Source organism: Paraburkholderia sp. MPAMCS5 (assembly GCF_036016995.1).
Lineage (GTDB): Bacteria > Pseudomonadota > Gammaproteobacteria > Burkholderiales > Burkholderiaceae > Paraburkholderia.
Window position 1 is genome coordinate 1 of sequence record NZ_JAYXBK010000002.1, and the last position, 26,470, is coordinate 26,470.

Genomic DNA, 26,470 nt, shown 5'->3' on the forward strand with positions numbered 1-26,470 from the left:
GAACAGGACCGTGAAACGACTCCACGCCGATGATAGTGCGGATTGCCCGTGTGAAAGTAGGTAATCGTCAGGCTCCCCAGCAGCATCAGAAACCCCACCCCTTCAAGGTGGGGTTTCTGCGTTCACGGCGGCGAAAAGCGCCTTCGATTCAGAAGAACACACGTGAGTCGCAACTAGACCAACCTCGCCACCGGTACCTCCCACAAGCATCGCCCCACGCGAAGCGACGGCGCATGCAAATTGCCGTGCGCCGCTCCCGTAGTTCCATCTATTAGTTTTCCGCAAGAAATCGCTGGGCAAGTCGCACCCAATATGTCGACCCGATCGGCAACAACTCATCGTTGAAGTCGTAGCTTGCGTTATGCAGCATGCACGGACCTGCGCCGTGGCCGGCGTCCCGGTGACCTCCGTCGCCGTTACCCAAGAACGCATAACATCCCGGTTTTGCCAGCAACATAAAGGAAAAGTCCTCGGCGCCCATCGTCGGTTCGACTGAGTCGTCCACGTTCTCTGCTCCGACAATCTCCTTCATGACGGCTGCGGCAAAGCGCGCTTCCTCATTGCTGTTGATGGTGGGTGGATAGTTCCTGTGAAAGTGGATGTTGACTGCGCAATCGTAAGCCTCCGCCGTACTTTCAGCGATTTTTCGCATGCGCGCTTCGATCAAGTCGAGCGTTTCAGTCGTAAAAGTGCGTACTGTGCCCGCGAGCCACGCGTCGTTTGGAACGACATTGACTGCATCGCCGGCATGAATCTGGGTAATCGACAGCACAGCGGTATCGAGCGGTTTCTTGTTCCGCGTGATGATGCTTTGCAGCCCATTTGCGATCTGCACCGCCGTAAACACAGGGTCGCGTCCATTGTGCGGAAGCGCTGCGTGCGCCCCAACGCCTTTGATTTCAATACGGAATTCGTTGCTGGAGGCCATGATCGGGCCTTCAGTGACGCCGAATTTTCCCGCCGCCATGCCCGGCCAGTTGTGGATGCCGAACACTGCGTCAACCGGAAATCTGTCGAAGAGGCCGTCGTCGATCATGGCTTTCGCGCCAGCGCCGCCTTCTTCGGCCGGTTGGAAGATAAACACGATTGTCCCGTCGAAATCGCCATGTTTAGCGAAATGTCGGGCTGCGCCGAGCAGCATCGCTGTGTGCCCGTCATGGCCGCAAGCGTGCATTTTCCCTTCGTGTTTCGACCGGTGTTCGAAGCTGTTCAACTCCTGAATCGGCAACGCATCCATGTCGGCACGCAGTCCGATGGCGCGTGTACCATTCCCGCGCCTGAGCACGCCAACCACGCCAGTTTTGCCCAATCCGCGGTGAGTTTCTATGCCCCAGGATTCGAGGGTTCTTGCAACCAGCTCCGCAGTCGCAGTTTCCTCGTAACGCAATTCGGGATGGGCGTGGATCGTTCGTCGAAGGGTTTGAATCTCTCCGTGGGCAGCTTGAATTTCGGGGATCAGTTTCATAGTTGAGTGCCGATGGCTTGCGCTTGATTTGCGTGGAATCGCTCGGGCGACGTGTGCCCGGACGCAGTGGTAACGATTCTACGCCGAAGGCTTTTTGACGGCACCATGCAGGCAACCGCCAATGGACGTAATAAAATCCGGCATTGCATCCTGCCTGCCTACCGTCCTCTGAATAGTGTCCCAATGAACGCTCCGACCGATTTCGCGCGCGCCGTGTGCCCGCATGACTGCCCCGATACCTGCGCGATGCGGGTGACAGTGGAGGGAGGGCGGGCGGTTAAAGTCGTCGGCGACCCGGATCATTCGCCGACACAAGGCGCGCTGTGCACCAAGGTCAGTCGCTACGCGGAACGAGTGCATCACCCGCAACGCCTGACAACGCCGATGAAGCGTATCGGCCGCAAGGGCGAGGGCCGCTTTCAACCGATCAGTTGGGAAGAAGCGTTCGAGCTGGCTGGGAACCGTCTGTCGGAAATCGCGCGCCGCGCGCCGCAAGCGATCCTGCCCTACAGCTACGCCGGGACGATGGGGCTGATCCAGGGCGACAGCATCGCGCAACGGTTCTTTCACAAGCTCGGCGCTTCCCAGCTGGATCGCACGATTTGCGCAGCGGCGGGCGCGGCCGGCTTGAAATATACGTATGGCGCGAGCCTCGGCATGCTCACCGAATTTTTCGAGGAGAGCGAGGTCATCCTGATCTGGGGCTCGAATCCGATTGCGTCTAACCTGCACTTCTGGACGCGCGCCCAGCAAGCCAAGCGTCGCGGCGCGCGCCTCATCGCGATTGACCCGTATCGGTCGCTGACCGCGGAGAAGTGCCATCAGCACATCGCCTTGAAGCCGGGTACCGACGGTGCGCTGGCGCTCGGCATGATGAACGTGCTGATCTCCGAAAACCTGCTGGATCACGCGTACATCGCCGAACATACACTAGGGTTCGAGCAACTGAAAGCCCGCGCGCTCGATTACCAGACGTCGCGCGTTGCGGAGAGTTGCGGCATAGAAGAGCGAGTTATCGTCGAACTTGCGCGACTTTACGGCAGCACCCGGAAAGCCGCGATCCGCATGAACTACGGCCTGCAACGGGTGCGCGGCGGCGGCAATGCGGTGCGTGCGATTGCATGCCTGCCGTCGTTGACCGGTGCATGGCGCGAGCGGGCGGGCGGCGCTTTGCTGTCGTCGGCGGGATGGGCGCCGATCGACTCGCACGCGCTGCAGCGTCCTGATTTGATGCCGGGCTGGCCCGCGAATCCGAGCCGCGTGATCAACATGAATGCAATCGGCGACGCGTTGCTGCAGGCGGGCGACGCCGCCTTCGGCCCGAAAATCGAAGCGATCGTCGTCTATAACTCGAACCCGGTTGCCGTCGCGCCGGATTCGGAGCGCGTCGCGGCGGGCTTTGCGCGAGAAGACCTGTTCACAATCGTGCTCGAGCATTTCCGCACCGACACCGCCGATTATGCCGATCTGCTACTGCCCGCCACGACGCAACTGGAGCACCTCGACGTGCACAAGTCCTATGGCCACACGCACGTCATGGTCAACTTGCCGGCGATTCCGCCGGTGGGGGAGGCGCGTCCGAACACCGAGATTTTTCGCGGCTTCGCGCGTTCTATGGGGCTCGACGAACCGGCGCTGTTCGAAAGCGACGAGGCCGTCGCGCGCAGCGCATTCCGTTGGCAAGACAAGACGCTCGAAGGCGTGGATTGGGACGCGCTCAAACAGACGGGCTGGGCCAAGCTGAATCTGCCCGACGCGCCGTTTGCCGAGGGCGGCTTTCGAACGCCGTCAGGCAAGTGCGAGTTCTATAGTGAGCGGCTCGCGCAGCAAGGGCTTGATCCGCTTCCGGACTATCTGCCGCCCTATGAATCCGCCGAGGCCGCGCCAGAACTCGCCGCCCGCTATCCGCTCGCGATGATCTCGCCGCCTGCTCGCAACTTCCTGAACAGTACGTTCGTGAATGTCGAAAGCTTGCGCTCCACGGAAGGCGAGCCGCATCTGGACATTCACCCGGCGGACGCCCAGTCGCGAAGTATCGTCGACGGCGACCAGGTGCGCATTTTCAACGATCGCGGCTCGATGCAGGCGCGCGCCCGCGTCACCGACCGCGCCCGTCAAGGGCTCGTGGTCGGCCTGTCGATCTGGTGGAAAAAGCTCGCCCCTGACGGCCGCAACGCCAATCAGGTCACGAGCCAGGCGCTCACGGACCTCGGCGGATCGGCCACTTTCTACGACTGCCTCGTCCAGGTCGAGCGCGCCTGACGTACGCTGCTGCCTCCTGCAAGCCTCGCCAGCAAGGGTTTTGACGCTTCGAGGCAGCAGTCTAACCCACGCGATTTTCGCGAATAGCGCAGAGGTGCCCATGCTACGATGCGTTTTTAGCACGACCATTCGAAAATAATTAAGGAGACGCTGCATGGACAAAATCTGGCTGAAATCCTACCCGCCCGGCGTTCCCGCAGAGATCGACGTGAGCCGCTATTCGTCCGTCGCCGAGCTTCTGGAAGAGGCGTTTCGCGAGCATTGCGACAAGCCGGCCTTCGTCTGCATGGGCAAGGAAATCAGCTACGGCGAGCTCGACGCGCTGTCGCGCAAGCTGGCCGGGTGGTTTCAGTCGAAGGGACTCGCACGTGGCGCGCGCGTCGCGATCATGATGCCGAACGTGCTGCAATATCCGGTGGCGATCGCGGCCATTCTGCGCGCGGGCTATGTTGTCGTGAACGTGAACCCGCTCTACACGCCGCGCGAACTCGAACACCAGTTGAAGGACAGCGGCGCCGAGGCCATCGTCCTGCTCGAAAACTTCGCCGTCACGTTGCAGGCGATCGTCCGCAATACCGCAGTCAAACACGTAGTGGTCGCGGCAATGGGCGATTTGATGGGCGTCAAGGGCGCTGTCGTCAACTTCGTCGTGCGTCAGGTGAAGAAGATGGTGCCGGACTGGAGCTTGCCCGGCCATGTCAAATTCAATACGGCAATCGCCGAGGGCGCCCGTCAAAGTTTCAAGCCGGCCCAGCAAGGCCCGGACGACGTTGCCTTTCTGCAGTACACCGGCGGTACGACAGGCGTGGCCAAGGGCGCGACGCTGCTGCATCGGAACCTGATCGCGAACGTGTTGCAGTCGGAAATCTGGCTCGATCCGGTGCGCGCGGGTCGCGCGGACATCCAGCAATTCATCACCGTTGTCGCGCTGCCGCTTTATCACGTGTTCGCGCTGACCGTGTGCGGGTTGCTCACGATTCGTACCGGCGGTCTCGGCGTGCTGATCCCGAATCCGCGCGACATTCCCGGCATGATCAAAGCGCTGGATGGCTATCCGATCACGACGATTCCCGCAGTCAACACGTTGTACAACGCGCTGCTGAATAGCCCGGATTTCCACAAGCTCGATTTTTCGAAGCTGATCGCCGCCAATGGCGGCGGAATGGCGGTGCAGGAGGCGGTCGCCAAACGCTGGTTCGAGCATACGCATACGCCGATTATCGAAGGCTACGGTTTGTCCGAGACGTCGCCGTGCGTGACCTGCAACCCGGTCACGGTCACCGAATACAGCGGCACGATCGGCTTGCCGCTACCATCGACGGAAGTGTCCATTCGCGACGACGACGGCGCGGAAGTGCCGCTCGGCCAGCCCGGTGAAATCTGCATCCGCGGCCCGCAGGTCATGGCCGGCTACTGGAACCGGCCGGATGAGACGGCCAAGGTCATGACGCCGGACGGCTTCTTCAAATCGGGCGATGTAGGTTTCATGAACGAACGCGGGTTCGTGAAGATTGTCGATCGCAAGAAGGACATGATTCTGGTTTCGGGCTTCAACGTGTACCCGAACGAGATCGAAGACGTGGTCGCCAAACTTCCCGGTGTCTTCGAGGTCGCCGCGGTCGGCGTGCCGGACTCGCATTCCGGCGAAGCGGTGAAGCTTTTCGTCGTCAGGAAAGACGAGGCGCTGACCGATGCCGACATTCTTTCTTACTGTAAAGCGCGGCTAACTGGCTACAAACGGCCGAAAATCGTCGAGTTCCGCACGGAACTGCCGAAAAGCAACGTCGGTAAGATCCTGCGCCGCGAGTTGCGCGACGGGCGTGCATGAGCGCATAGGACACGCACTTTCGCATGATTGAAACCAACGAATAGCGCGGAAGTGCAGCACAAGAGGAAAGGCCCGGCAGACCGCAAATCTGCCGGGCCTTTCTCGTTGCTCGTCGCCATAAAAAAAGGCGCCCGAAGGCGCCTTTGAGGCAAACTGCGTTTTTACGACTTATTAGAACTTGTGGCGGATGCCGACGCGAGCTGCGAGCTGGTTCTGGTTCGACGAGCCCGTCAGACCGTTGATGCCAGCCGTTGCTGCGACCACGCTGCCCGTCGCGCTCACGGTTTCACCCGTAGCGTGCTGGTACACGCCGATCACATAGACGTCGGTGCGCTTGGACAGGAAGTAGTCCACGCCCAGCGAGCCTTGGTGGTACTGAGCACGCGAGTTGCCGTTGATTTCCGTGCCGCGCGTGTAGTCATACGCTGCGCCGACCAGCAATGCCGGAGTCAACTGATACTTGAAGTTGACTTCTGCGTTGTTGAACGTAGCCGTTTGGCCCTTGAACGGCGATGCGTACGTCGCACCGAGGTTCGCAAAACGGACGTTCGAGTACGTCAGGCCGACCGTTGCCGCGCCGAACGTGTATGCACCGCCTGCACCGACGACCTGGTACGTGTTAGCCGATGCGAAGCCAGCGTAGACCGGCGAGGTCACTGCGAAGTTTGCAGCAGCCGTAGCCGTAGCCGGCGTGTTCGTCGCGATCGTGCCGCCGTTGTTGAACAGGCCGCCCGAAGCTGCCGGGGTACGTGCGTTCAAGTAACCGACGCCCAAAACCAGCGGACCGTTGTTGTAGCCAGCGCCCAACGACCAGATCTGGTTCGACGAGAAGTTGCCTGCCACGCCGCCGAAGCTGTACGTGCCGCCGAACTTCAGGCCGTTGTAGTCAGCGCTCGTGTACTTGACCGTGTTGTTCGTACGGTATGCGTTGTTGAAGTTGTCCAGGTCGCCCGGGTGAGCAGCCAGGTAGCCGCCCCACTGGTCGCCGGCTTCCAGCGGACCGACGTAGTCGACGACGGAGTCGTACTGACGACCCAGCGTGACCGTGCCGAACTGGCTCGACAGACCGACATATGCTTGACGACCGAACATCAGGCCGCCTTGACCCAGCTTGCCGTTGTTCACGTCAAAGCCGTTTTCCAACACGAAGATGGCCTTCAGACCGCCGCCCAGATCTTCCGTGCCACGCAGGCCGAAACGCGAGCCTTGCATGACGCCGCTGGACAGGTTGTACAGGTGCTTGCCACCCGAGTTGGTGTTGATGTTGAAGCCTTCGTCAATGATGCCGTACAGGGTCACGCTGCTCTGAGCATGTGCGACGCCTGCGAATGCGCCCAGTGCTGCGAGAGCGAGAAGCGACTTTTTCATCGAATGATCTCCAAGGAATACGAATCTTTTGTACAAGGCAAATATTTATGTAGCGTTGAGGCCTTGCTTGTCCAACTTCGCGAGAAGTTGCACGTAATGTAACAAAAGGCCTAATTAGCACAAAGAAAAAGCAGACCGCCAGGAAGCCTCCTGTTTCGTTTACGCAACATGCTCTAAAATTGAAATCTTCATGCCTTTTTCGGCCGGATGAAAAGGCGAACGAAGGCCTATTTTTCCTCGGAAAGCCTTGTCGCACGGGCCGCCGTCGCCGGCAAGCCGGTTGTTGAATCTGGGAGTGCTGAATGTTTCTGGACGAGTTGATTACCGAATTTGATCGGGGTTTACGCTCAATGACGGGCGTCTCGCGAATGAGCCGTCCGTTGCCGGTTCCGCAAGAATCGGCGGTGTCGGCGGACACGCCCGAACTCTCGCAGGCCGAACGCGCCCATTCCGCCGGTCTGATGCGCGTGAATCACGTCGGCGAGGTCTGCGCCCAGGCGCTTTACCAGGCGCAGAAGCTCGCCACGCGGTCGCCCTCGTTGCGCGCCGTGTTCGATCGGGCTGCCGTGGAGGAAGAAGATCATCTCGCGTGGACTGCGAAGCGTCTCGAAGCGCTGGATTCGCGTCCGAGTCTGCTGAATCCGGTCTGGTACGCCGGCGCGCTCGCCATCGGCCTCGCGGCGGGACGCCTGGGCGACCGCGTGAGCCTCGGCTTCATGGCGGAGACCGAGCGTCAGGTCGAGCGTCATCTGGATAGTCATATGGATCGCTTGCCCGCCGCCGACCGCGAGTCGCGTGCGATCGTCGAGCAGATGCGCGTGGACGAAGCCGCGCACGGAAAAGCCGCCATGGATGCCGGCGGCATCGAGCTGCCGTTTCCGGCGCGCGCACTGATGCGCGCGATGTCGAAAGTCATGACGCGCACCGCGTATTACATATAGGAAGCGCAAGCAGGAAACCGGAGTCCTCGTCGTTCACTGCCTGAAGTGGGGCGGCGCCACACGCGCCGTCCGCCCGTCCCCGCAGAATCCCCGCCGAACATCTTCCAGATCGCCTTCACGATCGCTTACGATCCGCGCCTTTCCCTCGTACTTTTCACGTATCACCTTCAGAAGCTTCAGTAGCTCTTTCATTTATAACGGTTTTCCGTTTTACGTCTGACGTGAAGGAGTCGCGCTAAGTCCTTGTTCTAACAAACAAAATTCGCTCAAAAACCGCTTCTCTCCCTTGACCCCCGTTTAGCGTTCCTCTAAAGTGGGAGACAGTGTGAGAAAGTGTATTTTTGTGTGATCTAACAAGCGGTTTCGGGTAGATTTTTACGAATCGGGCAGCCAGCGAAAAGCGCTGGTCAAGAGGGAGAGCGAAGTGTTCCAAGGGGCGTCGGCGCTGACGCTCGATGCGAAAGGGCGGATGTCCATTCCGTCCCGCTATCGGGATGCGCTGCAAACACAGGCAGAGGGCCGGGTGACGATCACCAAGCACCCGGACGGCTGCCTGTTGCTCTTTCCGCGCCCGGAATGGGAAGTCTTCCGCGACAAAGTCGACAAGCTGCCCATGAACGCAGCCTGGTGGAAGCGCATTTTTCTCGGTAATGCCATGGACGTCGATATGGACGGCGCGGGTCGCGTGCTCGTGTCGCCGGAATTGCGCGCGGCCGGCTCGCTGGAAAAAGAAGTGACCTTGCTCGGCATGGGGCGCCACTTCGAATTGTGGGACGCGCAGATTTACGCTGCGAAGGAACAGGCGGCGATTGCCGAGGGCATGCCCGACGCATTGAAAGATTTCACGTTCTGATCGCGGCTAACAACTATGGCATCGGCGATGAGAAACGAATTGCAGCATCGCACGGTGCTGCTCGAAGAAGCGGTAAATGCGCTGGTCACGCGCGCGGACGGCGTGTATGTGGACGGCACGTTTGGGCGCGGCGGTCACAGCCGTCTGGTGCTGGAGAAGTTGGGCGAAGCGGGGCGTCTGATCGCGTTCGACAAAGATCCGCTTGCCATCGCCACGGCGCAGCAGATCGCAGACCCGCGCTTTGGCATCGTGCACGAGAGTTTTGCTTCACTGCGCGGCGCGATTGCGCAGCGCGGGATTGAACAGGTGTCGGGCGTTTTGCTGGATCTGGGCGTGTCGTCGCCGCAAGTCGACGATCCGGAGCGGGGTTTCAGTTTCCGCGCCGACGGCCCGCTCGACATGCGGATGGACCCGACGCGCGGCGAGTCCGCCGCCGACTGGCTGGCGCGGGCCACGGTGCAGGAATTGACGGAGGTGATACGAGATTATGGGGAAGAACGGTTTGCTTTTCAGATTGCAAAGGCGCTTGTTGCTCGCCGGGCAGAGTCCGACCGTCTTGGGCCTCTCGTCAGCACGGGCGAGCTTGCCCAAATCGTGGCTAACGTCGTCAAAACCCGTGAGAAGGGCAAGGACCCGGCAACCCGCACCTTTCAGGCTATACGGATTCACATCAATCAAGAGCTTGCGGAGCTGCAAGTCGTTTTAGAAGCAGCGTTATCGCTGCTGGAGCAAGGGGGGCGGCTGGTGGTGATCAGCTTTCATTCGCTCGAGGACCGAATCGTCAAGCGATTCATGCAGGCGTATGCAAGTACGCCTGCGGTGGATCGTCGCCTGCCGATTCGTGCTGTCGATCTGCCGAGTCCCCCGCTCAAAATCATCGGCCGCGTGTTTGCGAGCGACGCTGAAGTCGCCGCCAATCCGCGCGCCCGTTCTGCCGTGATGCGCGTGGCGGAGCGAATCGCACCATGAATCGTCTCAACATTTTCCTGCTGATCATCGTGATGGGCTGTGCCTTGTCTGTCATCAACGCCACCAATCAGCAGCGCCACATATTCATTCAGTTGCAGCGTGCGCAGTCGCAGGAGCGTCAGTTGCAGCAGGATTACTCGCAGCTTCAATATCAGCAGAGCGCGCTGTCGAAAACGTCGCGCATCGAGCAGACCGCCACCGCGTCGCTGAAGATGCAGCCGGTCACGACGGGCCGCACGCAATACCTGACGCTCGATCCGGGCGCCGCGAAGGCGGAAGACGCGCCGATCCCGACTTCCGGTCCGGCGTCGGCGCCGGTCGCGACCAACCGTAGCCGAGGCGTGCGATGAAAAAATCGTCGGCTCGCAAGAGCGTCGCCTTCTCGGCCAATCCGATCCTGTCCGTGCGCCTGCCGATGTGGCGCTCGAAGCTCGTCGTGTTCCTGCTTTTCATGGCGTTCGTCGCGCTGACCGCGCGCGCGTTCTGGATTCAAGGCCCCGGCAACGCGTTCTATCAGAAGCAGGGCGAAATCCGCTATCAGCGCCGCCTCGAACTGCCGGCCACGCGAGGCAAGATTCTCGACCGCAACGGTCTCGTGCTCGCCACGAGCCTGCCGGTGCGCGCCATCTGGGCGATTCCCGAATCGGTGCCGGATGACCTCGGCGCCGACAAGCTGGACGCGCTCGGCAAACTGCTCGGCATGACCAATAAGGAATTGCGCACGAAGCTGTCGGAAGACAAGACCTTCGTGTACGTCAAACGCCAGGTGCCGGTGGACATTGCCGACAAGGTGAAGGCGCTCGACATCCCCGGCATCTATGCGCGCGACGAATACAAGCGTTTCTATCCCGAAGGCGAAATCACGGCTCACCTGATCGGCTTCACGAACGTCGAGGACGAAGGCCAGGAAGGCGTCGAACTCGGCGACCAGAAGCTGCTCGCGGGCATGTCGGGAAGCCGTCGCGTGATCAAGGACCGCATGGGCCACATCATCGAGGACGTGGACGAGCAGGTCGTGCCGCACAACGGCCAGGACGTGGATCTCTCGATCGACAGCAAGATCCAGTACATCGCCTATGCGAACCTGAAAGCGGCGGTCGAGAAGTTCAAGGCAAAAGCCGGCGCGGCCATGGTGATCGACGTGCGCACGGGCGAAGTGCTCGCGCTCGTCAATTACCCGACGTACAACCCGAACGATCGCTCCCACCTGACCGGCGACCAGTTGCGCAACCGCATCCTGACCGACACGTTCGAGCCCGGTTCGATCATGAAGCCGTTCACGGTCTCGCTCGCGCTCGATCTGCACCGCGTCACGCCGACTACACTGGTTGATACGGGCGGCGGCCGCTTCGTGCTTGACGGCGCGCCGATTACCGACGACAGCGCGTTCGGTGTGCTGACCGTCGGCGGTGTGATCCAGAAGTCGAGCAACATCGGCGCGACGAAGATCGCCATGCAGCTCAAGCCCGAAGAGATGTGGAACATGTACACGAGCATCGGCCTCGGCCAGGCGCCGAAGGTCGGGTTCCCGGGCGCGGCGGCGGGGCGTCTGCGTCCGTGGAAGAGCTGGCGCCGCATCGAGCAGGCGACCATGTCGTACGGCTATGGCCTGTCGGTGTCGCTATTCCAGCTGGGCCGCGCGTACACCGCGATCGCGCACGACGGCCAGATCATGCCGGTGTCGATTTTCCGCTCGCCGGGTGAACAACCCGCCACCGGACCGCAAATCTTTTCGCCGACCACCGCTCGCGAAGTGCGCGCGATGCTCGAAACCGTCGTCTCGGCGGGCGGCACGTCGCCCGATGCGGCGGTGCCGGGCTATCGCGTCGGCGGCAAGAGCGGCACGGCGTACAAGCACGGCCCTCACGGTTACGACCACTCGAAATATCGCGCGTCGTTCGTCGGCATGGCGCCGATGCCCAATCCACGCATCGTGGTCGCGGTTTCCGTCGACGAACCGACGGCGGGCAGCCACTTCGGCGGTCAGGTGTCGGGCCCGGTGTTCTCGGGCATCGTCGGCGACACGCTGCGCTCGCTGAACGTGCCGCCGCAAATGCCGGTCAAGCAGATGGTGGTGTCGGACGATTCCGCGTCCGCGGCGCCTTCGGCCACGCCCGCGCCGTCGGCGGCGAAGAAGATCGCGACCAACGCGAGCGCGAAGAAGATGACGATTGCCGCCAACGCGAAGAGCCATCCGGGAGTCGTTCGATGAACGCGCTGCGCAAGAATCATCCGGCACACCGGCAGATCGCCGAGGCTTTGAACTGGCTGCGCGCTCATGTGCAGCCGGGCGCGCATCTGCACGCCGACACGCGTTCGCTCGCGGCCGGCGACGCCTTCTTCGCCTACGCGGTGGAAGGCGCGGACAACCGCCCGTTCATCGGCGCGGCCCTCGAACGCGGCGCCGCGGCGGTGCTCGTGCAGTCCGAAGGATTCGGCGGCGCAATCGACGCGTCCACCACGCTCGCCGTCCCGGCGCTGAACGAACTGGCCGGTTCCATCGCGAGCGCGTGGTACAACGATCCGAGCGACAGCCTGCTGACGGTCGGCGTGACCGGCACGAACGGCAAGACCTCGTGCAGTCAGTGGATTTCGGCGGCGCTCACGGCGCTCGGCAAGCGCTGCGCGATCATCGGCACGCTCGGCACGGGTTTGCCGGGACAGCTCGTGCACACCGGCTTCACGACGCCCGACGCGCCGCAATTGCAACGTAGTCTCGCGCAATTGCGCGACGCCGGCGCACAGGCCGTCGCGATGGAAGTGTCGTCGCATGCGCTGCACCAGGGGCGGGTCAACGGCACGGCGTTCGACATCGCCGTGTTCACGAATCTCACGCAAGACCATCTCGACTATCACCACACGTTCGAAGCCTACGAAGCCGCCAAGGCGCGCCTTTTCGCGTGGCCGGAACTGCGCGCGGCGGTGATCAATCGCGACGACGCGGCTGGCCGCCGTCTGCTCGCCAGCACGCAAGGCCGCGCGCGCACCATCGCTTACGGTCTCGAACCGGCGTCGCAAGACGCGTCGGCAGGCGTGCCGCAAGCCGATGCGCTGCTGCTCGCCTCCGACGTGCGCGCCACCGCGACAGGCACCGCGTTTCATCTGAGCACGTCCGATTGGGGCGATGCGGACGTCGAAGTGCAAACGCTCGGTGCATTCAACGTGAGCAATCTGCTTGGGGTGCTGGGCGCGCTGCTCGCCGCCGGCATTCCGTTCGACGCCGCGCTCGCCGAACTGGCCAGACTCGAATCGGTGAATGGCCGCATGCAGCGTCTCGGCGGCCGCTTGCAGAACGACGAGCCGCTCGTCGTGATCGACTACGCGCACACGCCCGACGCGCTCGAAAAAACGCTCGAAGCGCTGCGCCCGATGGCGGCCGCGCGCGGCGGCGAACTGATCTGCATGTTCGGCTGCGGCGGCGACCGCGACGCGACCAAGCGTCCGCTGATGGGCGCGATCGCCGAAAAAATCGCAGACGGCGTCGTGGTCACGAGCGACAACCCGCGCAGTGAAGATCCGCAATCGATCATCGAGCAGATCGCGGCCGGAATGAAAGACGCGTCGAAGGCGCGCCGCATTGAAGACCGCGCGAGCGCGATCCTTCAGGCAATCCGTAGCGCCGCGCGCGAAGACGTCATCGTGCTGGCCGGCAAGGGGCACGAAGCCACACAGGAAATCATGGGCAAGAAGCGCGCTTTCTCCGATCAGGATCACGCCCGTCTCGCGCTTGCCGCGCGGGCGACTCAGGCACGCGGAGGTGGCGAATGAGCCGGCCAGCACACGCCATGTTTTCGCTGCGCGAAGCCGCCGCGCTGATTCCGGGCGCCAGCGTGACCGGCAATGGTGACGTCACGTTCGAACGGGTCTCGACCGACAGCCGCAGCGCCGGCCCCGGCGATCTGTTCGTCGCGATCAAGGGCGACCGTTTCGACGCGCACGACTTCCTTGCCGAAGTCGCGGCGCGCAATGTGTCGGCGGCACTCGTCGCGCGCACGCCCGACGGCTGGAACGTGCCCGCCGTGCGCGTTGCCGACACGCGCGCCGCATTGGGCGCGCTGGCGCGTGGCTGGCGCCGCGAGTTCAGCATGCCGCTCGTCGCGGTGACGGGCAGCAACGGCAAGACCACGGTCAAGGAAATGATCGCGTCGATCTTCGCCGCCGCCGTGGGCGCCGACGCGCGCCTCGCCACCGCGGGCAACTTCAACAACGACATCGGCTTGCCGCTCACGCTGTTCCGTCTGCATGCCGCGCATCGGCTCGCTGTGGTCGAACTCGGCATGAATCATCCTGGCGAAACGTCGTTGCTCGCGAAAATCGCGGAGCCGACCGTCGCCGTGGTGAACAACGCGCAGCGCGAGCATCAGGAATTCATGGCGACCGTCGAAGCGGTCGCGCTCGAACATGCCAGCGTGATTCACGTGCTGAGCCCGGAAGGCGTCGCTGTCTTCCCCGCCGACGACGCCTACGCAAGCATCTGGCGCGTGGCGGCCACCGGCAACCGGATCGTCGACTTCGCCCTCAACACGGCGGAACGCACAACCGAAGCCGCTGTCACCGGGACGTTCGACGGCAAGGTGCTCAGCATCGATACGCCCGAAGGTTCGGTGCAAGCCGCGCTGCAGGTACTCGGCAATCACAACGCGCATAACGCGCTGGCCGCGAGTGCGGCGGCGCTCGCCGCGGGCGTGTCGCTCGATGCGATCAGGCGCGGCCTCGAATCGTTCGGCGCCGTGAAAGGCCGCTTGCAGGTCAAGCGCGGCGCGCTCGGCTCGCTCGCCGGCGCGACCGTGATCGACGACACGTACAACGCCAATCCCGATTCGATGCGCGCCGCGATCGACGTGCTCGCGTCGCATGCTTCGCCGCGCGTGCTGGTGATGGGCGACATGGGCGAAACCGGCGACAACGGTCCTGAATTCCACCGCGAAATGGGTGCTTACGCCAAGGAACGCGGTATCGACGCGCTGTACGCCATGGGTGACGCCTCGCGCGACGCCTGTGCGGCATACGGCGCAAACGCGCACCACGTCGCCGATGTCGGCACGCTGGTCGCGCAATTGCAGCACGCCGGCTTCGGCCCGGCTGCAACGCTTCTCGTGAAAGGCTCGCGCTTCATGCAAATGGAGCGCGTGGTGGACGCCGTGACGAGTCCACAACCCAACGCAGCGGGCAGCGCGCCCGCCGCACACTGAAATAGAAGGACCGAAGCATGCTACTGGCGCTGGCGCAATGGCTGCAGAATGACGCAAGCTTCTTGCGCGTGTTCAGTTACCTGACTTTCCGCGCGGTGATGGCCACCATCACCGCGTTGCTGATCGGGCTCGTCTGCGGCCCGGCGGTGATCCGCAAGCTGACCGCCATGAAGGTCGGTCAGGCTGTCCGTAAAGATGGTCCGCAAACGCACCTCGTGAAATCCGGCACGCCGACCATGGGCGGGGTGCTGATTCTGCTCGGCATCGCCGTGGCGACGCTGCTGTGGGCCGATCTGACCAATCGCTTCATCTGGATCGTGATGCTCGTCACGTTCGGCTTCGGCGTGATCGGCTGGGTCGACGATTACCGCAAGGTCGTCTACAAGGACCCGCGCGGCATGTCCTCGCGCGAGAAGTATTTCTGGCAGTCGCTGATCGGGCTGTTCGCGGCGGTGTACCTCGCGTTCAGCGTGTCCGAGGCGAGCAATGTGCGCGTGTTCGATCTCTTCATGGCGTGGGTGCGCAGCGGTCTGTCGATGGGCTTGCCCGCGCGCGCCGACCTGATGCTGCCGTTCTTCAAGTCGATCAGCTATCCGCTCGGTGTGTGGGGCTTCATCGTGTTGACGTATCTGGTGATCGTCGGCGCGAGCAACGCGGTCAATCTGACGGACGGCCTCGACGGCCTCGTGATCATGCCGGTCGTGCTCGTCGGCGCGTCGCTCGGCGTGTTTGCCTACGTGATGGGCAGTTCGGTCTACTCGAAATATCTGCTGTTTCCGCATATCGCCGGTGCCGGCGAGTTGCTGATTTTCTGTTCCGCGATGGGCGGCGCGGGGCTCGCGTTTCTCTGGTTCAACACGCACCCGGCGCAGATGTTCATGGGCGACGTCGGCGCGCTCGCGCTCGGCGGCGCGCTCGGCACCGTCGCGGTGATCGTGCGTCAGGAAATCGTGCTGTTCATCATGGGCGGCATCTTCGTCGCGGAAACCGTCTCGGTGATGTTGCAGGTCACTTGGTTCAAGTTCACCAAACGCCGTTTCGGCGAAGGGCGGCGTCTCTTCAAGATGGCGCCGCTGCATCACCATTTCGAATTGTCGGGTTGGAAGGAAACGCAAGTGGTCGTGCGTTTCTGGATCATCACGTTGATGCTGTGTCTGTTCGGTTTGTCCACGCTCAAACTGCGTTAAGCAGCAAGTATTAAAGGAAGCAGGCGATGTTCGGCGAGAAGTTTCGGGATCGGCAAAAGCCGATGGTGCTCGTGCTGGGACTGGGTGAATCCGGTCTCGCCATGGCGCGCTGGTGCGCGCGGCACGGCTGTCGGCTGCGTGTGGCCGACACGCGCGAAGTGCCGCCGAACCTGTCCGCGCTGGAAGCGCACGGCGTCGACGCCGCGTTTGTCGGCGGCCCGTTTTCGCCGGTGCTGCTCGAAGGCGTGGAGCTTGTCGCAATCAGCCCCGGTCTGTCGCCGCTCGCCGCGGATCTGCTGCCGCTGATCACAGCGGCGCGCGAGCAGGGCATCCCCGTGTGGGGCGAACTCGAACTGTTCTCGCAAGCGCTCAGAACGCTCGGCGAAAGCGGCTATGCGCCGAAGGTCGTCGCGATCACGGGCACCAACGGCAAGACCACCACGACGAGCCTCACGGGCCTCCTGTGCGAACGCGCGGGCAAGAAGGTGGCGGTCGCGGGCAATATCAGCCCGTCGCTGCTCGACAAGCTTGCCGAAGCCATCGACAACACCGCGCTGCCCAATGTGTGGGTGCTCGAACTGTCGAGCTTCCAGCTCGAAACCGCTCACACGTTCGAGCCGGACGCGGCCGCGATTCTCAACATCACGCAGGATCACCTCGACTGGCACGGCGGCCTCGACGCCTACGCCGCCGCGAAGGGCCGCATCTTCGGTACACAGACCGTGCGCGTGCTGAATCGCGACGACGCGCGCGTCATGGCGCTCGCGCCTTCCGAGGCGAGTGAAGCTGAGATGGTCACCTTCGGCGTAACCGAGCCGAAGAACGACGGCGACTATGGTCTGCTGCGCGAGAGCGGCATGATCTGGCTTGTCGAAGCGCGCGATCAGGACGCGAGCGACGAACCGGCGCCGAAGCGCCGTCGCAAGAATGAAGTGGTTGTGCCGCCGAACATTGCGTTGAAGCGTCTGATGCCCGCCGACGCGTTGCGCATTCGCGGTTTGCACAACGCGGCGAACGCGCTCGCGGCCTATGCGCTCGCGCGCGCAATCGGCCTGCCGGGCGCGCGGCTGCTGCACGGCTTGCGCGAGTATCACGGCGAGCCGCATCGCGTGGAATTGATCGCGTCGATCGATGGCGTCGACTACGTGGACGACAGCAAGGGCACCAACGTGGGCGCGACGGTTGCCGCGCTCGACGGTCTCGCGCAGCGCGCCGTGCTGATTGCCGGCGGCGATGGCAAAGGCCAGGACTTCGAGCCGCTCGCCGCGCCGGTCATGCGCTGGTGCCGCGCGGTAATGCTGATCGGCCGCGACGCGCCGCAGATTCGCGCCGCGCTGGAAGACACCGGCATTGCCATCACGAACCACGCCACGCTCGAAGAAGCGACGCGTGCCGCCGCCGCGCTGGCGCAACCGGGCGACGCCGTGCTGTTGTCGCCGGCTTGCGCGAGCTTCGACATGTTCAAGGGTTACGCGCATCGTGCCGCGGTATTTCGCAGCACGGTGGAAGACATCGCGGCCGAACGGGGGACGATGATATGAGCTGGTCGGAACGATTCGGTTCGCGCGTCGCGGGCAACGGCGACACCGGCGGTGCCGCGCGCGTCGCCGGACGCGCGGGCGGCAGCGGTCTCGCGAGCGCCGTCAGCGGCGTGCGTCCGCTACGCTCGCGCATGCTCGACTACGATCACTCGCTGCTGTGGGTGGTGGTCGCGTTGCTCGGGCTCGGCGTCGTGATGGTGTATTCGGCGTCGATCGCCATGCCCGATTCGCCGAAGTACGCGTCGTATCACGACTACGCCTTCCTCATGCGTCAGATCATCTTCGTGGTGATGGGCGCGGTGGTCGGCGTTGTGTCGTTCCGCATTCCCATTTCGACGTGGGACAAGTACGCGCCGAAGCTCTTTCTGATCTCGATCGTCGCGCTCGTGATCGTGCTGATTCCGCACATCGGCAAGGGCGTGAACGGCGCGCGCCGCTGGATTCCGCTCGGCATCACGAACATGCAGCCGTCGGAAATCATGAAGCTCGCGGTGACGATCTACGCGGCGAACTACACGGTGCGCAAGCAGGAATACATGCACAGCTTCGCCAAAGGCTTTTTGCCGATGGCCATGGCGGTCGGCTTCGTCGGCGCGTTGCTGTTGCTCGAGCCGGACATGGGCGCGTTCATGGTGATCGCGGCGATCGCAATGGGGCTGCTCTTTCTCGGCGGCGTGAACGGCAAGCTGTTCGGCGGCCTCGTCGCCACGGCGGTCGGCACGTTCAGCTTGCTGGTGTGGGCGTCGCCGTGGCGTCGCGAGCGGATTTTCGCGTACCTCGATCCGTGGGACGACCGTTACGCGCAGGGCAAGGCCTATCAATTGACGCACTCGCTGATCGCTTTCGGACGCGGCGAGTGGTTCGGCGTGGGCCTGGGCGGCAGCGTCGAAAAGCTGAACTATCTGCCGGAAGCGCATACCGACTTCATCCTTGCCGTGATTGGTGAGGAACTCGGTTTTGTCGGCGTGCTCGTCGTGATCCTGATGTTCTACTGGATCGTGCGTCGCTCGTTCGAAATCGGCCGTCAGGCGCTCGCGCTCGATCGCACGTTCGCGGGTCTGGTCGCGAAGGGCATCGGCATCTGGTTCGGCGCGCAGACCTTCATCAACATGGGCGTGAATCTGGGCTTGCTGCCGACCAAAGGTCTGACGCTGCCGCTCGTCAGTTACGGCGGCTCGGGCATCTTGCTGAATTGCGTCGCGATCGCGGTGTTGATGCGTGTCGACTATGAAAATCGTGTGCTGATGCGCGGAGGAAAAGTATGACCCTCACGCAGCAACGCACGCTGATGGTGATGGCCGGCGGCACCGGGGGACACGTGTTCCCGGGGCTCGCGGTCGCGCATCTGATGCAGGCGTGGGGCTGGAAGGTCGTCTGGCTTGGCAATCCCGCGGGCATGGAAGCCACGCTTGTGCCGAAGCACGGCATCCCGATGGAATACGTGCGCTTCGGCGGGCTGCGCGGCAAAGGCCTGAAAACGAAGCTGATGTTGCCGCTCACTTTGCTGCGCGCCTGCACGCAGAGTCTGAGCGTGCTGCGTCGCGTGAAGCCGGATGTGGTGCTCGGCATGGGCGGCTACATCACGTTTCCGGCCGGCTTGATGACGGCATTGAGCGGCCGTCCGCTCGTGCTGCATGAACAGAATTCGATTGCGGGTCTCGCGAACAAGGTGCTCGCGAAGGTCGCCAAACGCGTGCTCGTTGCGTTTCCGAATGCATTGCCGCACAGCGAATGGACCGGCAATCCGATTCGTGCGGAACTTGCGCGCGCGATTGCGCCCAAAGCACGCTATGCAGAACGCATCGGTCCGCTGAACGTGCTGGTGGTCGGCGGCAGTCTGGGCGCTGCGGCGCTCAACGAAGTCGTGCCGCGCGCGGTCGCGCTGCTCGGCTCCAATGAGCGGCCGCGCATCGTGCATCAGGCGGGCGCGAAGCATATCGACGCGCTGCGCGAAAACTACGCGGCAGCGGGTTTGCAAACCGGCGCGGACGTGCAACTCGTGCCGTTCATCGACGACATGACGAGCGCTTACGCGAAAGCCGATCTCGTGATTTGCCGCTCGGGCGCCATGACGGTGTCGGAGATTTCGGCGGTGGGCGTGGCGGCGTTGTTCGTGCCGTTCCCGTACGCGGTCGACGATCACCAAACCACTAACGCAGCGTTTCTCGCCGAGAACGGCGCGGCGCTGGTCGTGCAGCAACGCGATTTGTCGGCGGAAAAACTCGCTGGCTGGTTGCGCAGCCAGACGCGGGAAAGTCTCGCGGAAATGGCGGAGCGTTCGCGCTCGCTCGCGAAACCCGACGCCACGGAACAGGTCGCCCAGATTTGCGCGACCGTGGCGGGTTCGTTTTCGGGCGCGAGCCCAGAAGGAAAGCAATGAAACACATCGTCAAACACATTCACTTTGTCGGCATCGGCGGTGTCGGCATGAGCGGCATCGCGGAGGTGCTGGTCAACCTCGGTTATCAGGTGAGCGGCTCCGATCTGTCGGGCAACGCCGTCACCGAGCGGCTCGCGGCGCTCGGCGCGCGCATCTCGATCGGCCACGCGGCGGAGAACATCGAAGGCGCGAACGCCGTGGTCGTCTCGACCGCGGTGCGCAGCGACAACCCGGAAGTGCTGGCCGCGCGTCATCGCCGCATTCCGATCGTGCCGCGCGCGGTGATGCTCGCGGAACTGATGCGCCTGAAGCAGGGCATCGCGATTGCCGGCACGCACGGCAAGACCACGACCACCTCGCTCGTGGCCAGCGTGCTCGCGGCCGGCGGACTCGATCCGACCTTCGTGATCGGCGGCCGGCTGATCAGCGCGGGCGCGAATGCGCGGCTCGGCACGGGCGATTTCATCGTCGCCGAAGCGGACGAGTCGGACGCGTCGTTCCTGAATCTGTTCCCGGTGATCGAAGTCATCACGAACATCGACGCCGATCACATGGACACCTACGGCCACGACTTCGCGCGGCTCAAGCAGGCGTTCATCGAATTCACGCACCGTCTGCCGTTTTATGGCATTGCGGTGCTGTGTGTCGACGACCCGAACGTGAAGGAAATTCTGCCGTTCGTGTCGAAGCCGATCATCCGTTATGGCTTCGCGCCCGACGCGCAGGTCCGCGCGGTGAACGTCGAGGCACGCGACGGCAAGATGCATTTCACCGCGATGCGCGAAGACGCGGCGCCGCTCGACATCACGTTGAACCTGCCGGGCGAGCACAACGTGCAGAACGCGCTGGCCGCAATTGCAATTGCGACTGAACTTGAAGTGAAAGATGCCGATATCCAGCGAGCGCTGGCAGATTTTAACGGCGTGGGCCGACGCTTCCAGCGCTACGGCGAAGTGCCGGTCGTGACCGAAGGCAACGCAACAGGGAACTACACGCTGGTCGATGACTACGGCCATCACCCGGTCGAAATGGCGGCCACGGTGGCGGCGGCGCGCGGCGCGTTTCCGGGGCGGCGTCTGGTGCTCGCGTTCCAGCCGCACCGCTTCACACGCACGCGCGATTGTTTTGAAGACTTCGTGAAGGTGCTGTCGACGGTCGACGCGCTCGTGCTGACCGAAGTCTATTCCGCCGGCGAAGCGCCGATCGTCGCCGCCGACGGCCGCGCGCTCGCCCGTGCGCTGCGCGTCGCGGGCAAGGTCGAGCCGGTGTTTGTCGATACGGTGGATGAAGTGCCGGGCGCGCTCGCAGCAGTGGTGCGCGACGGCGATGTGGTGATCACGATGGGCGCGGGTTCGATCGGCGGTGTGCCGGGTCGCCTCGCGCTCGAAACGAAGGTGTGAGATGAGCAGTATCAATTCGGATCAACTCGCCAAACAGTTCGGCAAGGTGGCAGTGCTGCTCGGCGGCAATTCCGCCGAGCGCGAGGTGTCGCTCAATTCGGGGCGTCTCGTGCTGCAGGGCCTGCGCGACGCGGGCGTCGACGCGCATCCGTTCGATCCGGCCGAGCGTCCGCTCGCCGCATTGAAGGAAGAAGGCTTCGTGCGCGCGTTCAACGCGCTGCACGGCGGCTATGGCGAGAACGGCCAGATTCAGGGCGCGCTCGACTTTTACGGCATCAAGTACACCGGCAGCGGCGTGCTCGGCTCGGCGCTCGGGCTCGATAAATTCCGCACCAAGCTCGTGTGGCAGCAACTCGGCATTCCGACGCCGCAGTTCGAAGCCGTGCTGCGCGGCGACGACTACGAAGCGCGCGCGCAGGAAATCGTCGCGAAGCTCGGCTTGCCGCTCTTCGTGAAGCCGGCGAGCGAAGGTTCGAGCGTCGCGGTGATCAAGGTGAAGAGCGCGGACGCATTGCCGGCGGCGCTCGTCGAGGCGCTCAGGTACGACCGGATCGTCGTGGTCGAGAAGAGCATCGAAGGCGGCGGCGAATACACCGCGTGCATCGCCGGCAATCTCGATTTGCCGGTGATCCGCATCGTGCCCGCCGGCGAGTTCTACGACTACCACGCGAAATACATCGCGAACGACACGCAGTATCTGATTCCGTGCGGTTTGACGCCGGACGCAGAAGCGCATCTGAAAGTGCTGGCGCGCCGCGCGTTCGACGTGCTCGGCTGCACCGATTGGGGCCGCGCCGATTTCATGCTCGACGCGGACGGCAATCCGTACTTTCTGGAAGTGAACACGGCGCCTGGCATGACCGATCACTCGCTGCCGCCGAAAGCGGCGCGCGCGGTGGGCATCAGCTATCAGGAACTGGTTGTCGGCGTATTGGCGCTGACGTTGAAGGACTAATTCGAAGCACTACGCGGGGCAACCCGAAAGCAACACCATGTGGAACAACGTTCGCCAGCTCAATTTCGCCGCCAACGCATTGCATGCGTTGCTGGTGCTCGTGCTGCTGGCGGCGGGCGGTTACTGGCTGATCCAGCGCCCGAATTTCGCGCTGCGCGAGATCCAGATCGACGGCGACACCGAGCACATCAATTCGCCGACGGTTCGCGCGGGCGTAGTAGGACGGCTGAAAGGCAACTTTTTCACGGTCGATCTCGACGTCGCGCGCCAGGCGTTCGAGCAGATGCCGTGGGTGCGTCACGCGAGCGTGCGGCGGGTCTGGCCGAATGCGCTGGCTGTCACGCTCGAAGAGTACAAACCGCTTGGCACGTGGGGCAGCGATCAGCTGGTGAGCACGGACGGCGAGCTGTTCACCGCGAATCAGGGCGAACTGGACCAGGAGCTGCCCGCGTTCGACGGCCCGGACGGCACGGCGAAAGAAGTGGTGGCGCGTTATCACGACTTCCAGAAGTGGTTCGCGCCGCTCAACGCCACGCCCGACGAAGTGACGCTTTCGCCGCGCTACGCATGGACGGTGAAGCTGTCGAACGGCATGCAGGTGGAGTTGGGACGCGAGCGCAATCAGGACACGCTGCTCGACCGGAGCAAGCGCCTGACCGCGGCCTGGAACGTGGTGACGCAGCGTTGGGGAAAGGATATCGAGTATGCGGACTTGCGCTATCCGAACGGTTTCGCGATTCGCGCCGCTGGCATGCGCTTTATCAGCGAACCCGACAAGGGCAAGAAGTAAAGGGACATCACACGCAATGAGCACGCTATGAGTAAAGACTATAAAGACTTGCTGGTCGCCCTCGACATCGGGACGTCGAAGGTGGTGGCCATCGTCGCCGAGCTGAAGGGCGAAGGTCACTACGAGGTGATCGGCCTCGGCCAGAGCGAATCGAAGGGGCTCAAGAAAGGCGTGGTGGTGAATATCGAAGCCACCGTGCAGTCCATTCAGCGCGCGCTCGAAGAAGCCGAGCTGATGGCCGACTGCAAGATCACGAACGTATTCACCGGGATCGCCGGCAGCCATATCCGCAGCTTCAATTCGAGCGGCATGGTGGCGATCAAGGAGAAGGAAGTCACGCAGGCCGACGTGGCGCGCGTGATCGAAACGGCGAAGGCGATCAACATCCCGACCGATCAGCAGGTGCTGCATATCCTGACGCAGGAATTCATCATCGACGGTCAGGAAGATGTGCGCGAGCCGATCGGCATGAGCGGCATCCGGCTCGAAGTGAAGGTGCATATCGTCACCGGCGCGGTGAGCGCGGCGCAGAACATCGTGAAGTGCGTGCGCCGCTGCGGGCTCGAAGTGAACGATCTGATTCTGCAGCCGCTCGCGTCGTCGCTCGCGGTGCTGACGGAAGACGAAAAGGAACTGGGCGTGGTGCTCGTCGATATCGGCGGCGGCACGACCGACATCGCGATTTTCAGCGAAGGCGCGATCCGTCACACGGCGGTGATTCCGATCGCCGGCGACCAGATCACGAGCGACATCGCCATGGCCTTGCGCACGCCGACGCCGGACGCGGAAGACATCAAGGTGGATTACGGCATCGCCAAGCAGGCGCTCGCGGATCCGGACGAGATGATCGAAGTGCCGGGTCTCGGCGAGCGCGGTCCGCGCACGTTGTCGCGCCAGGCGCTGGCGGCTGTGGTCGAGCCGCGTGTCGAAGAACTGTTTTCGCTCGTGCAGCAGGTGGTGCGCGAGTCGGGTTACGAGGAACTGCTGAGCTCCGGCGTGGTGCTGACCGGCGGCGCGTCGATGATGCTCGGCATGGTCGAGCTGGGCGAGGACATTTTCCTGAAGCCTGTGCGCATCGGCGTGCCGGAATACGCGGGCGGTCTCGCGGACGTCGTGCGCAATCCGCGCTATTCGACGGCGATGGGCCTGCTCGTCGAAGGACGCTCGCAACGCATGCGCGGGCGCAAGGTCGCGGTGCAGTCGGGGTCGATGGGACAGGTGTTCACGCGCATGAAGGACTGGTTCCTCGGCAACTTCTAACGAATTCGCTTTGAAAAACTCGCGCTGGTGCCGGCGGCCGGCGCGCGACAGGGGGTTGCCCGATCTCCTGCCGAATAACGGCCGAAGTGGCTGTAATTTTTTATCTTGACGGAGGCAACATGGAATTCCAGATGCTGGAAACCGAAACGAACGGCACCATCATCAAGGTGGTCGGAGTAGGTGGCGCTGGCGGCAATGCCGTTCAGCACATGATCAACAAAGGCGTGCAAGGCGTCGACTTCATCGTGATGAACACGGACGCGCAAGCTTTGTCGCGTTCGCGCGCCACCGCGGTGATCCAGTTGGGCAACACGGGTCTCGGCGCCGGCGCCAAGCCGGAAATGGGCCGCGCCGCAGCGGAAGAAGCACGTGAGCGCATCTCCGACGCACTGCGCGGCGCACACATGGTCTTCATCACGGCCGGCATGGGCGGCGGCACGGGCACGGGCGCAGCACCCGTGGTCGCGCAGATCGCCAAGGAAATGGGTATTTTGACTGTTGGCGTGGTCAGCAAGCCGTTCGAATTCGAGGGCGGCAAGCGCATGCGTGTGGCAGAAGCCGGTTCGCAGCAACTGGAGGATCACGTCGACTCGCTGATCGTCGTTCTGAACGACAAGCTGTTCGAGGTGATGGGCGACGACGCCGAAATGGACAAGTGCTTCCAGTGCGCTGACGACGTTCTGAACAACGCTGTGGCCGGCATCGCTGAAATCATCAACGTCGACGGTCTGGTGAACGTCGACTTCGAAGACGTGAAGACGGTGATGGGCGAGCAGGGCAAGGCAATGATGGGCACGGCGACGGTTGCCGGCGTCGATCGCGCGCGTCTGGCCGCCGAGCAGGCAGTCGCCAGCCCGCTGCTGGAAGGCGTGGATCTGTCGGGCGCGCGTGGCGTGCTGGTCAACATCACGTCGAGCCGTTCGCTGCGTCTGTCGGAAACGCGCGAAGTGATGAACACGATCAAGAGCTACGCTGCTGAAGACGCCACGGTGATTTTCGGCGCGGTGTACGACGACGCAATGGGCGACGCGCTGCGCGTGACGGTCGTGGCAACGGGTCTGGGCCGTGCGGCGAAGAAGCAGCAATCGGCACCGATGACGCTGCTGCGCACCGGCACCGACAACCAGCCGATCGCCGCACAGCACGCTTCGTATGCCACGCCGTCGCACGCAAGCACCGCCGACTACGGCGCCCTGGATACGCCGGCTGTGTGGCGCACCTCGCGCGACACCGCGGCTTCGCACGTGCAGGCGCTGCAGGAAAAGGGCGTCGATACGTACGACATTCCGGCGTTCCTGCGCAAGCAGGCGGACTGAGCGCAAGGGCAGGCTATCGCTGCCGCGCCGTTTCACCGGCGTTGGCGGACGAATGCACGAGCGTGGCGGGTGAACGGCAAACAAGCCGCGTATCGTCGGATTCGCGGCAAGGACAAGTGCCCTCTTCGGAATCGCGAAGCGGATTGGGCCACTGTCGCCGATTCACTGCGACACGATAACGTGCGAGCGATGCCCCGCATCGATGCAAAGGACTGAGCATGATTCAAGCTGGTGACAAGCTGCCCGCCGCAACGCTCTTCGAGTATGTCGAAGACGAGCGGGCGGGCTGCACGATCGGGCCTAACAGCTTCGACGTGCGCGAGCAGACGGCCGGCAGGCGCGTGGTGATCTTCGGATTGCCGGGCGCATTCACGCCGACCTGTTCGGCCAAACATGTGCCGGGTTATGTCGAGCATGCCGAGCAGCTGCGCGCTCTTGGAATCGACGAAATCTGGTGTGTGTCCGTGAACGACGCGTTCGTGATGGGCGCGTGGGGACGCGATCTGCACGCCTCGGGCAAGGTGCGCATGATGGCGGACGGAAGTGCGGCTTTCACACGAGCGCTCGGTCTCGAGCAGGATTTGTCGGCGCGCGGCATGGGAATCCGTTCCCAGCGCTACGCGATGGTAGTCGACGACGGCGTGGTCAAGACGTTGAACGTCGAGGCTGCCGGCAAATTCGAAGTCAGCGATGCAGGGAGTATCCTCGCTACGTTGAGCTAGTTACGGCAGCGTCATCGCCTTCGCCCTGGCACGCGTTCGAA

At 63.2% G+C, this 26,470-nt stretch carries 21 protein-coding genes; 19 read left to right on the forward strand and 2 right to left on the reverse strand.

Going from position 1 to position 26,470, the window contains the following annotated elements; translation table 11 throughout:
- Window positions 1–271 precede the first annotated feature (271 nt).
- Window positions 272–1,465 carry a M20 aminoacylase family protein gene (locus VOM14_RS04000; RefSeq protein ID WP_327627453.1) on the reverse strand — a complete coding sequence of 398 codons (1,194 nt, stop codon included), beginning with the start codon at window positions 1,463–1,465 and terminating at the stop codon, window positions 272–274.
- A 183-nt stretch (window positions 1,466–1,648) separates the two neighbouring features.
- Here VOM14_RS04000 and VOM14_RS04005 point away from each other — a divergent pair, with 183 nt between their 5' ends.
- A complete protein-coding gene (locus VOM14_RS04005) occupies window positions 1,649–3,727 on the forward strand; it encodes a molybdopterin-containing oxidoreductase family protein (RefSeq protein WP_327627454.1) in 2,079 nt (692 codons plus the stop codon).
- Window positions 3,728–3,881: 154 nt separating this feature from the next.
- The gene (locus VOM14_RS04010) at window positions 3,882–5,555 is read left to right on the forward strand and encodes a long-chain fatty acid--CoA ligase (protein ID WP_327627455.1); all 1,674 of its coding nucleotides are present in this window, start codon (window positions 3,882–3,884) and stop codon (window positions 5,553–5,555) included.
- A gap of 171 nt (window positions 5,556–5,726) precedes the next feature.
- On the opposite strand, the gene VOM14_RS04015 is transcribed toward VOM14_RS04010, so the two are convergent.
- Complete coding sequence (locus VOM14_RS04015; RefSeq protein ID WP_327627456.1) at window positions 5,727–6,923, reverse strand: porin; 1,197 nt, start codon at window positions 6,921–6,923, stop codon at window positions 5,727–5,729.
- Between the two features lie 302 nt (window positions 6,924–7,225).
- On the opposite strand from VOM14_RS04015, the gene coq7 reads away from it, so the two are divergent.
- The 17 genes from coq7 to VOM14_RS04100 all read left to right on the forward strand — a co-directional run bounded on the left by coq7 (window position 7,226) and on the right by VOM14_RS04100 (window position 26,429).
- Window positions 7,226–7,864 (forward strand): 2-polyprenyl-3-methyl-6-methoxy-1,4-benzoquinone monooxygenase, encoded by a 639-nt coding sequence (coq7, locus tag VOM14_RS04020; protein WP_327627457.1) that lies wholly within the window; start codon window positions 7,226–7,228, stop codon window positions 7,862–7,864.
- A 424-nt stretch (window positions 7,865–8,288) separates the two neighbouring features.
- A complete protein-coding gene (gene mraZ / locus VOM14_RS04025) occupies window positions 8,289–8,717 on the forward strand; it encodes a division/cell wall cluster transcriptional repressor MraZ (RefSeq protein WP_062124835.1) in 429 nt (142 codons plus the stop codon).
- A gap of 15 nt (window positions 8,718–8,732) precedes the next feature.
- Window positions 8,733–9,686: a 16S rRNA (cytosine(1402)-N(4))-methyltransferase RsmH gene (rsmH, locus tag VOM14_RS04030; protein ID WP_327627458.1), complete on the forward strand. Its 954-nt coding sequence runs from the start codon at window positions 8,733–8,735 to the stop codon at window positions 9,684–9,686.
- Window positions 9,683–10,036 carry a cell division protein FtsL gene (gene ftsL, locus VOM14_RS04035; RefSeq protein ID WP_327627459.1) on the forward strand — a complete coding sequence of 118 codons (354 nt, stop codon included), beginning with the start codon at window positions 9,683–9,685 and terminating at the stop codon, window positions 10,034–10,036. The genes rsmH and ftsL overlap by 4 nt, the downstream gene beginning before the upstream one ends.
- Complete coding sequence (locus VOM14_RS04040; RefSeq protein WP_327627460.1) at window positions 10,033–11,898, forward strand: peptidoglycan D,D-transpeptidase FtsI family protein; 1,866 nt, start codon at window positions 10,033–10,035, stop codon at window positions 11,896–11,898. Before ftsL ends, VOM14_RS04040 begins: the two co-directional genes overlap by 4 nt.
- Window positions 11,895–13,454 (forward strand): UDP-N-acetylmuramoyl-L-alanyl-D-glutamate--2,6-diaminopimelate ligase, encoded by a 1,560-nt coding sequence (locus VOM14_RS04045; protein WP_327627462.1) that lies wholly within the window; start codon window positions 11,895–11,897, stop codon window positions 13,452–13,454. The genes VOM14_RS04040 and VOM14_RS04045 overlap by 4 nt, the downstream gene beginning before the upstream one ends.
- Window positions 13,451–14,878, forward strand: coding sequence for a UDP-N-acetylmuramoyl-tripeptide--D-alanyl-D-alanine ligase (locus tag VOM14_RS04050; RefSeq protein ID WP_327627463.1), 1,428 nt, complete (start codon window positions 13,451–13,453; stop codon window positions 14,876–14,878). The genes VOM14_RS04045 and VOM14_RS04050 overlap by 4 nt, the downstream gene beginning before the upstream one ends.
- A gap of 17 nt (window positions 14,879–14,895) precedes the next feature.
- Window positions 14,896–16,065, forward strand: a complete 1,170-nt coding sequence (gene mraY / locus VOM14_RS04055) for a phospho-N-acetylmuramoyl-pentapeptide-transferase (protein ID WP_327627465.1) — start codon at window positions 14,896–14,898, stop codon at window positions 16,063–16,065.
- 26 nt (window positions 16,066–16,091) lie between these two features.
- Window positions 16,092–17,606: a UDP-N-acetylmuramoyl-L-alanine--D-glutamate ligase gene (murD, locus tag VOM14_RS04060; RefSeq protein WP_327627466.1), complete on the forward strand. Its 1,515-nt coding sequence runs from the start codon at window positions 16,092–16,094 to the stop codon at window positions 17,604–17,606.
- Window positions 17,603–18,871 (forward strand): putative lipid II flippase FtsW, encoded by a 1,269-nt coding sequence (gene ftsW, locus VOM14_RS04065; protein ID WP_327627467.1) that lies wholly within the window; start codon window positions 17,603–17,605, stop codon window positions 18,869–18,871. Before murD ends, ftsW begins: the two co-directional genes overlap by 4 nt.
- Window positions 18,868–19,986, forward strand: a complete 1,119-nt coding sequence (gene murG / locus VOM14_RS04070; RefSeq protein ID WP_327627468.1) for an undecaprenyldiphospho-muramoylpentapeptide beta-N-acetylglucosaminyltransferase — start codon at window positions 18,868–18,870, stop codon at window positions 19,984–19,986. The genes ftsW and murG overlap by 4 nt, the downstream gene beginning before the upstream one ends.
- Entirely contained in the window at window positions 19,983–21,386 is a 1,404-nt protein-coding gene (gene murC / locus VOM14_RS04075; protein WP_327627470.1) for a UDP-N-acetylmuramate--L-alanine ligase, read from the forward strand. Before murG ends, murC begins: the two co-directional genes overlap by 4 nt.
- Window position 21,387: 1 nt before the next feature.
- Window positions 21,388–22,341 carry a D-alanine--D-alanine ligase gene (locus tag VOM14_RS04080; RefSeq protein WP_327627471.1) on the forward strand — a complete coding sequence of 318 codons (954 nt, stop codon included), beginning with the start codon at window positions 21,388–21,390 and terminating at the stop codon, window positions 22,339–22,341.
- 37 nt (window positions 22,342–22,378) lie between these two features.
- Window positions 22,379–23,131: a cell division protein FtsQ/DivIB gene (locus VOM14_RS04085; protein ID WP_327627473.1), complete on the forward strand. Its 753-nt coding sequence runs from the start codon at window positions 22,379–22,381 to the stop codon at window positions 23,129–23,131.
- Window positions 23,132–23,158: 27 nt separating this feature from the next.
- Window positions 23,159–24,391 carry a cell division protein FtsA gene (gene ftsA, locus VOM14_RS04090; protein WP_012434417.1) on the forward strand — a complete coding sequence of 411 codons (1,233 nt, stop codon included), beginning with the start codon at window positions 23,159–23,161 and terminating at the stop codon, window positions 24,389–24,391.
- A 119-nt stretch (window positions 24,392–24,510) separates the two neighbouring features.
- The gene (gene ftsZ, locus VOM14_RS04095) at window positions 24,511–25,707 is read left to right on the forward strand and encodes a cell division protein FtsZ (RefSeq protein WP_327627476.1); all 1,197 of its coding nucleotides are present in this window, start codon (window positions 24,511–24,513) and stop codon (window positions 25,705–25,707) included.
- Window positions 25,708–25,925: 218 nt separating this feature from the next.
- Complete coding sequence (locus VOM14_RS04100; RefSeq protein ID WP_327627477.1) at window positions 25,926–26,429, forward strand: peroxiredoxin; 504 nt, start codon at window positions 25,926–25,928, stop codon at window positions 26,427–26,429.
- Window positions 26,430–26,470: the final 41 nt, after the last annotated feature.

Bases quoted from the DNA above. Each gene is read 5' to 3' on its own strand.
- VOM14_RS04000 (WP_327627453.1), bottom strand. From the start codon at position 1,465: ATGAAACTGATCCCCGAAATTCAAGCTGCCCACGGAGAGATTCAAACC.
- VOM14_RS04005 (WP_327627454.1), top strand. From the start codon at position 1,649: ATGAACGCTCCGACCGATTTCGCGCGCGCCGTGTGCCCGCATGACTGC.
- VOM14_RS04010 (WP_327627455.1), top strand. From the start codon at position 3,882: ATGGACAAAATCTGGCTGAAATCCTACCCGCCCGGCGTTCCCGCAGAG.
- VOM14_RS04015 (WP_327627456.1), bottom strand. From the start codon at position 6,923: ATGAAAAAGTCGCTTCTCGCTCTCGCAGCACTGGGCGCATTCGCAGGC.
- coq7 (WP_327627457.1), top strand. From the start codon at position 7,226: ATGTTTCTGGACGAGTTGATTACCGAATTTGATCGGGGTTTACGCTCA.
- rsmH (WP_327627458.1), top strand. From the start codon at position 8,733: ATGGCATCGGCGATGAGAAACGAATTGCAGCATCGCACGGTGCTGCTC.
- ftsL (WP_327627459.1), top strand. From the start codon at position 9,683: ATGAATCGTCTCAACATTTTCCTGCTGATCATCGTGATGGGCTGTGCC.
- VOM14_RS04040 (WP_327627460.1), top strand. From the start codon at position 10,033: ATGAAAAAATCGTCGGCTCGCAAGAGCGTCGCCTTCTCGGCCAATCCG.
- VOM14_RS04045 (WP_327627462.1), top strand. From the start codon at position 11,895: ATGAACGCGCTGCGCAAGAATCATCCGGCACACCGGCAGATCGCCGAG.
- VOM14_RS04050 (WP_327627463.1), top strand. From the start codon at position 13,451: ATGAGCCGGCCAGCACACGCCATGTTTTCGCTGCGCGAAGCCGCCGCG.
- mraY (WP_327627465.1), top strand. From the start codon at position 14,896: ATGCTACTGGCGCTGGCGCAATGGCTGCAGAATGACGCAAGCTTCTTG.
- murD (WP_327627466.1), top strand. From the start codon at position 16,092: ATGTTCGGCGAGAAGTTTCGGGATCGGCAAAAGCCGATGGTGCTCGTG.
- ftsW (WP_327627467.1), top strand. From the start codon at position 17,603: ATGAGCTGGTCGGAACGATTCGGTTCGCGCGTCGCGGGCAACGGCGAC.
- murG (WP_327627468.1), top strand. From the start codon at position 18,868: ATGACCCTCACGCAGCAACGCACGCTGATGGTGATGGCCGGCGGCACC.
- murC (WP_327627470.1), top strand. From the start codon at position 19,983: ATGAAACACATCGTCAAACACATTCACTTTGTCGGCATCGGCGGTGTC.
- VOM14_RS04080 (WP_327627471.1), top strand. From the start codon at position 21,388: ATGAGCAGTATCAATTCGGATCAACTCGCCAAACAGTTCGGCAAGGTG.
- VOM14_RS04085 (WP_327627473.1), top strand. From the start codon at position 22,379: ATGTGGAACAACGTTCGCCAGCTCAATTTCGCCGCCAACGCATTGCAT.
- ftsA (WP_012434417.1), top strand. From the start codon at position 23,159: ATGAGTAAAGACTATAAAGACTTGCTGGTCGCCCTCGACATCGGGACG.
- ftsZ (WP_327627476.1), top strand. From the start codon at position 24,511: ATGGAATTCCAGATGCTGGAAACCGAAACGAACGGCACCATCATCAAG.
- VOM14_RS04100 (WP_327627477.1), top strand. From the start codon at position 25,926: ATGATTCAAGCTGGTGACAAGCTGCCCGCCGCAACGCTCTTCGAGTAT.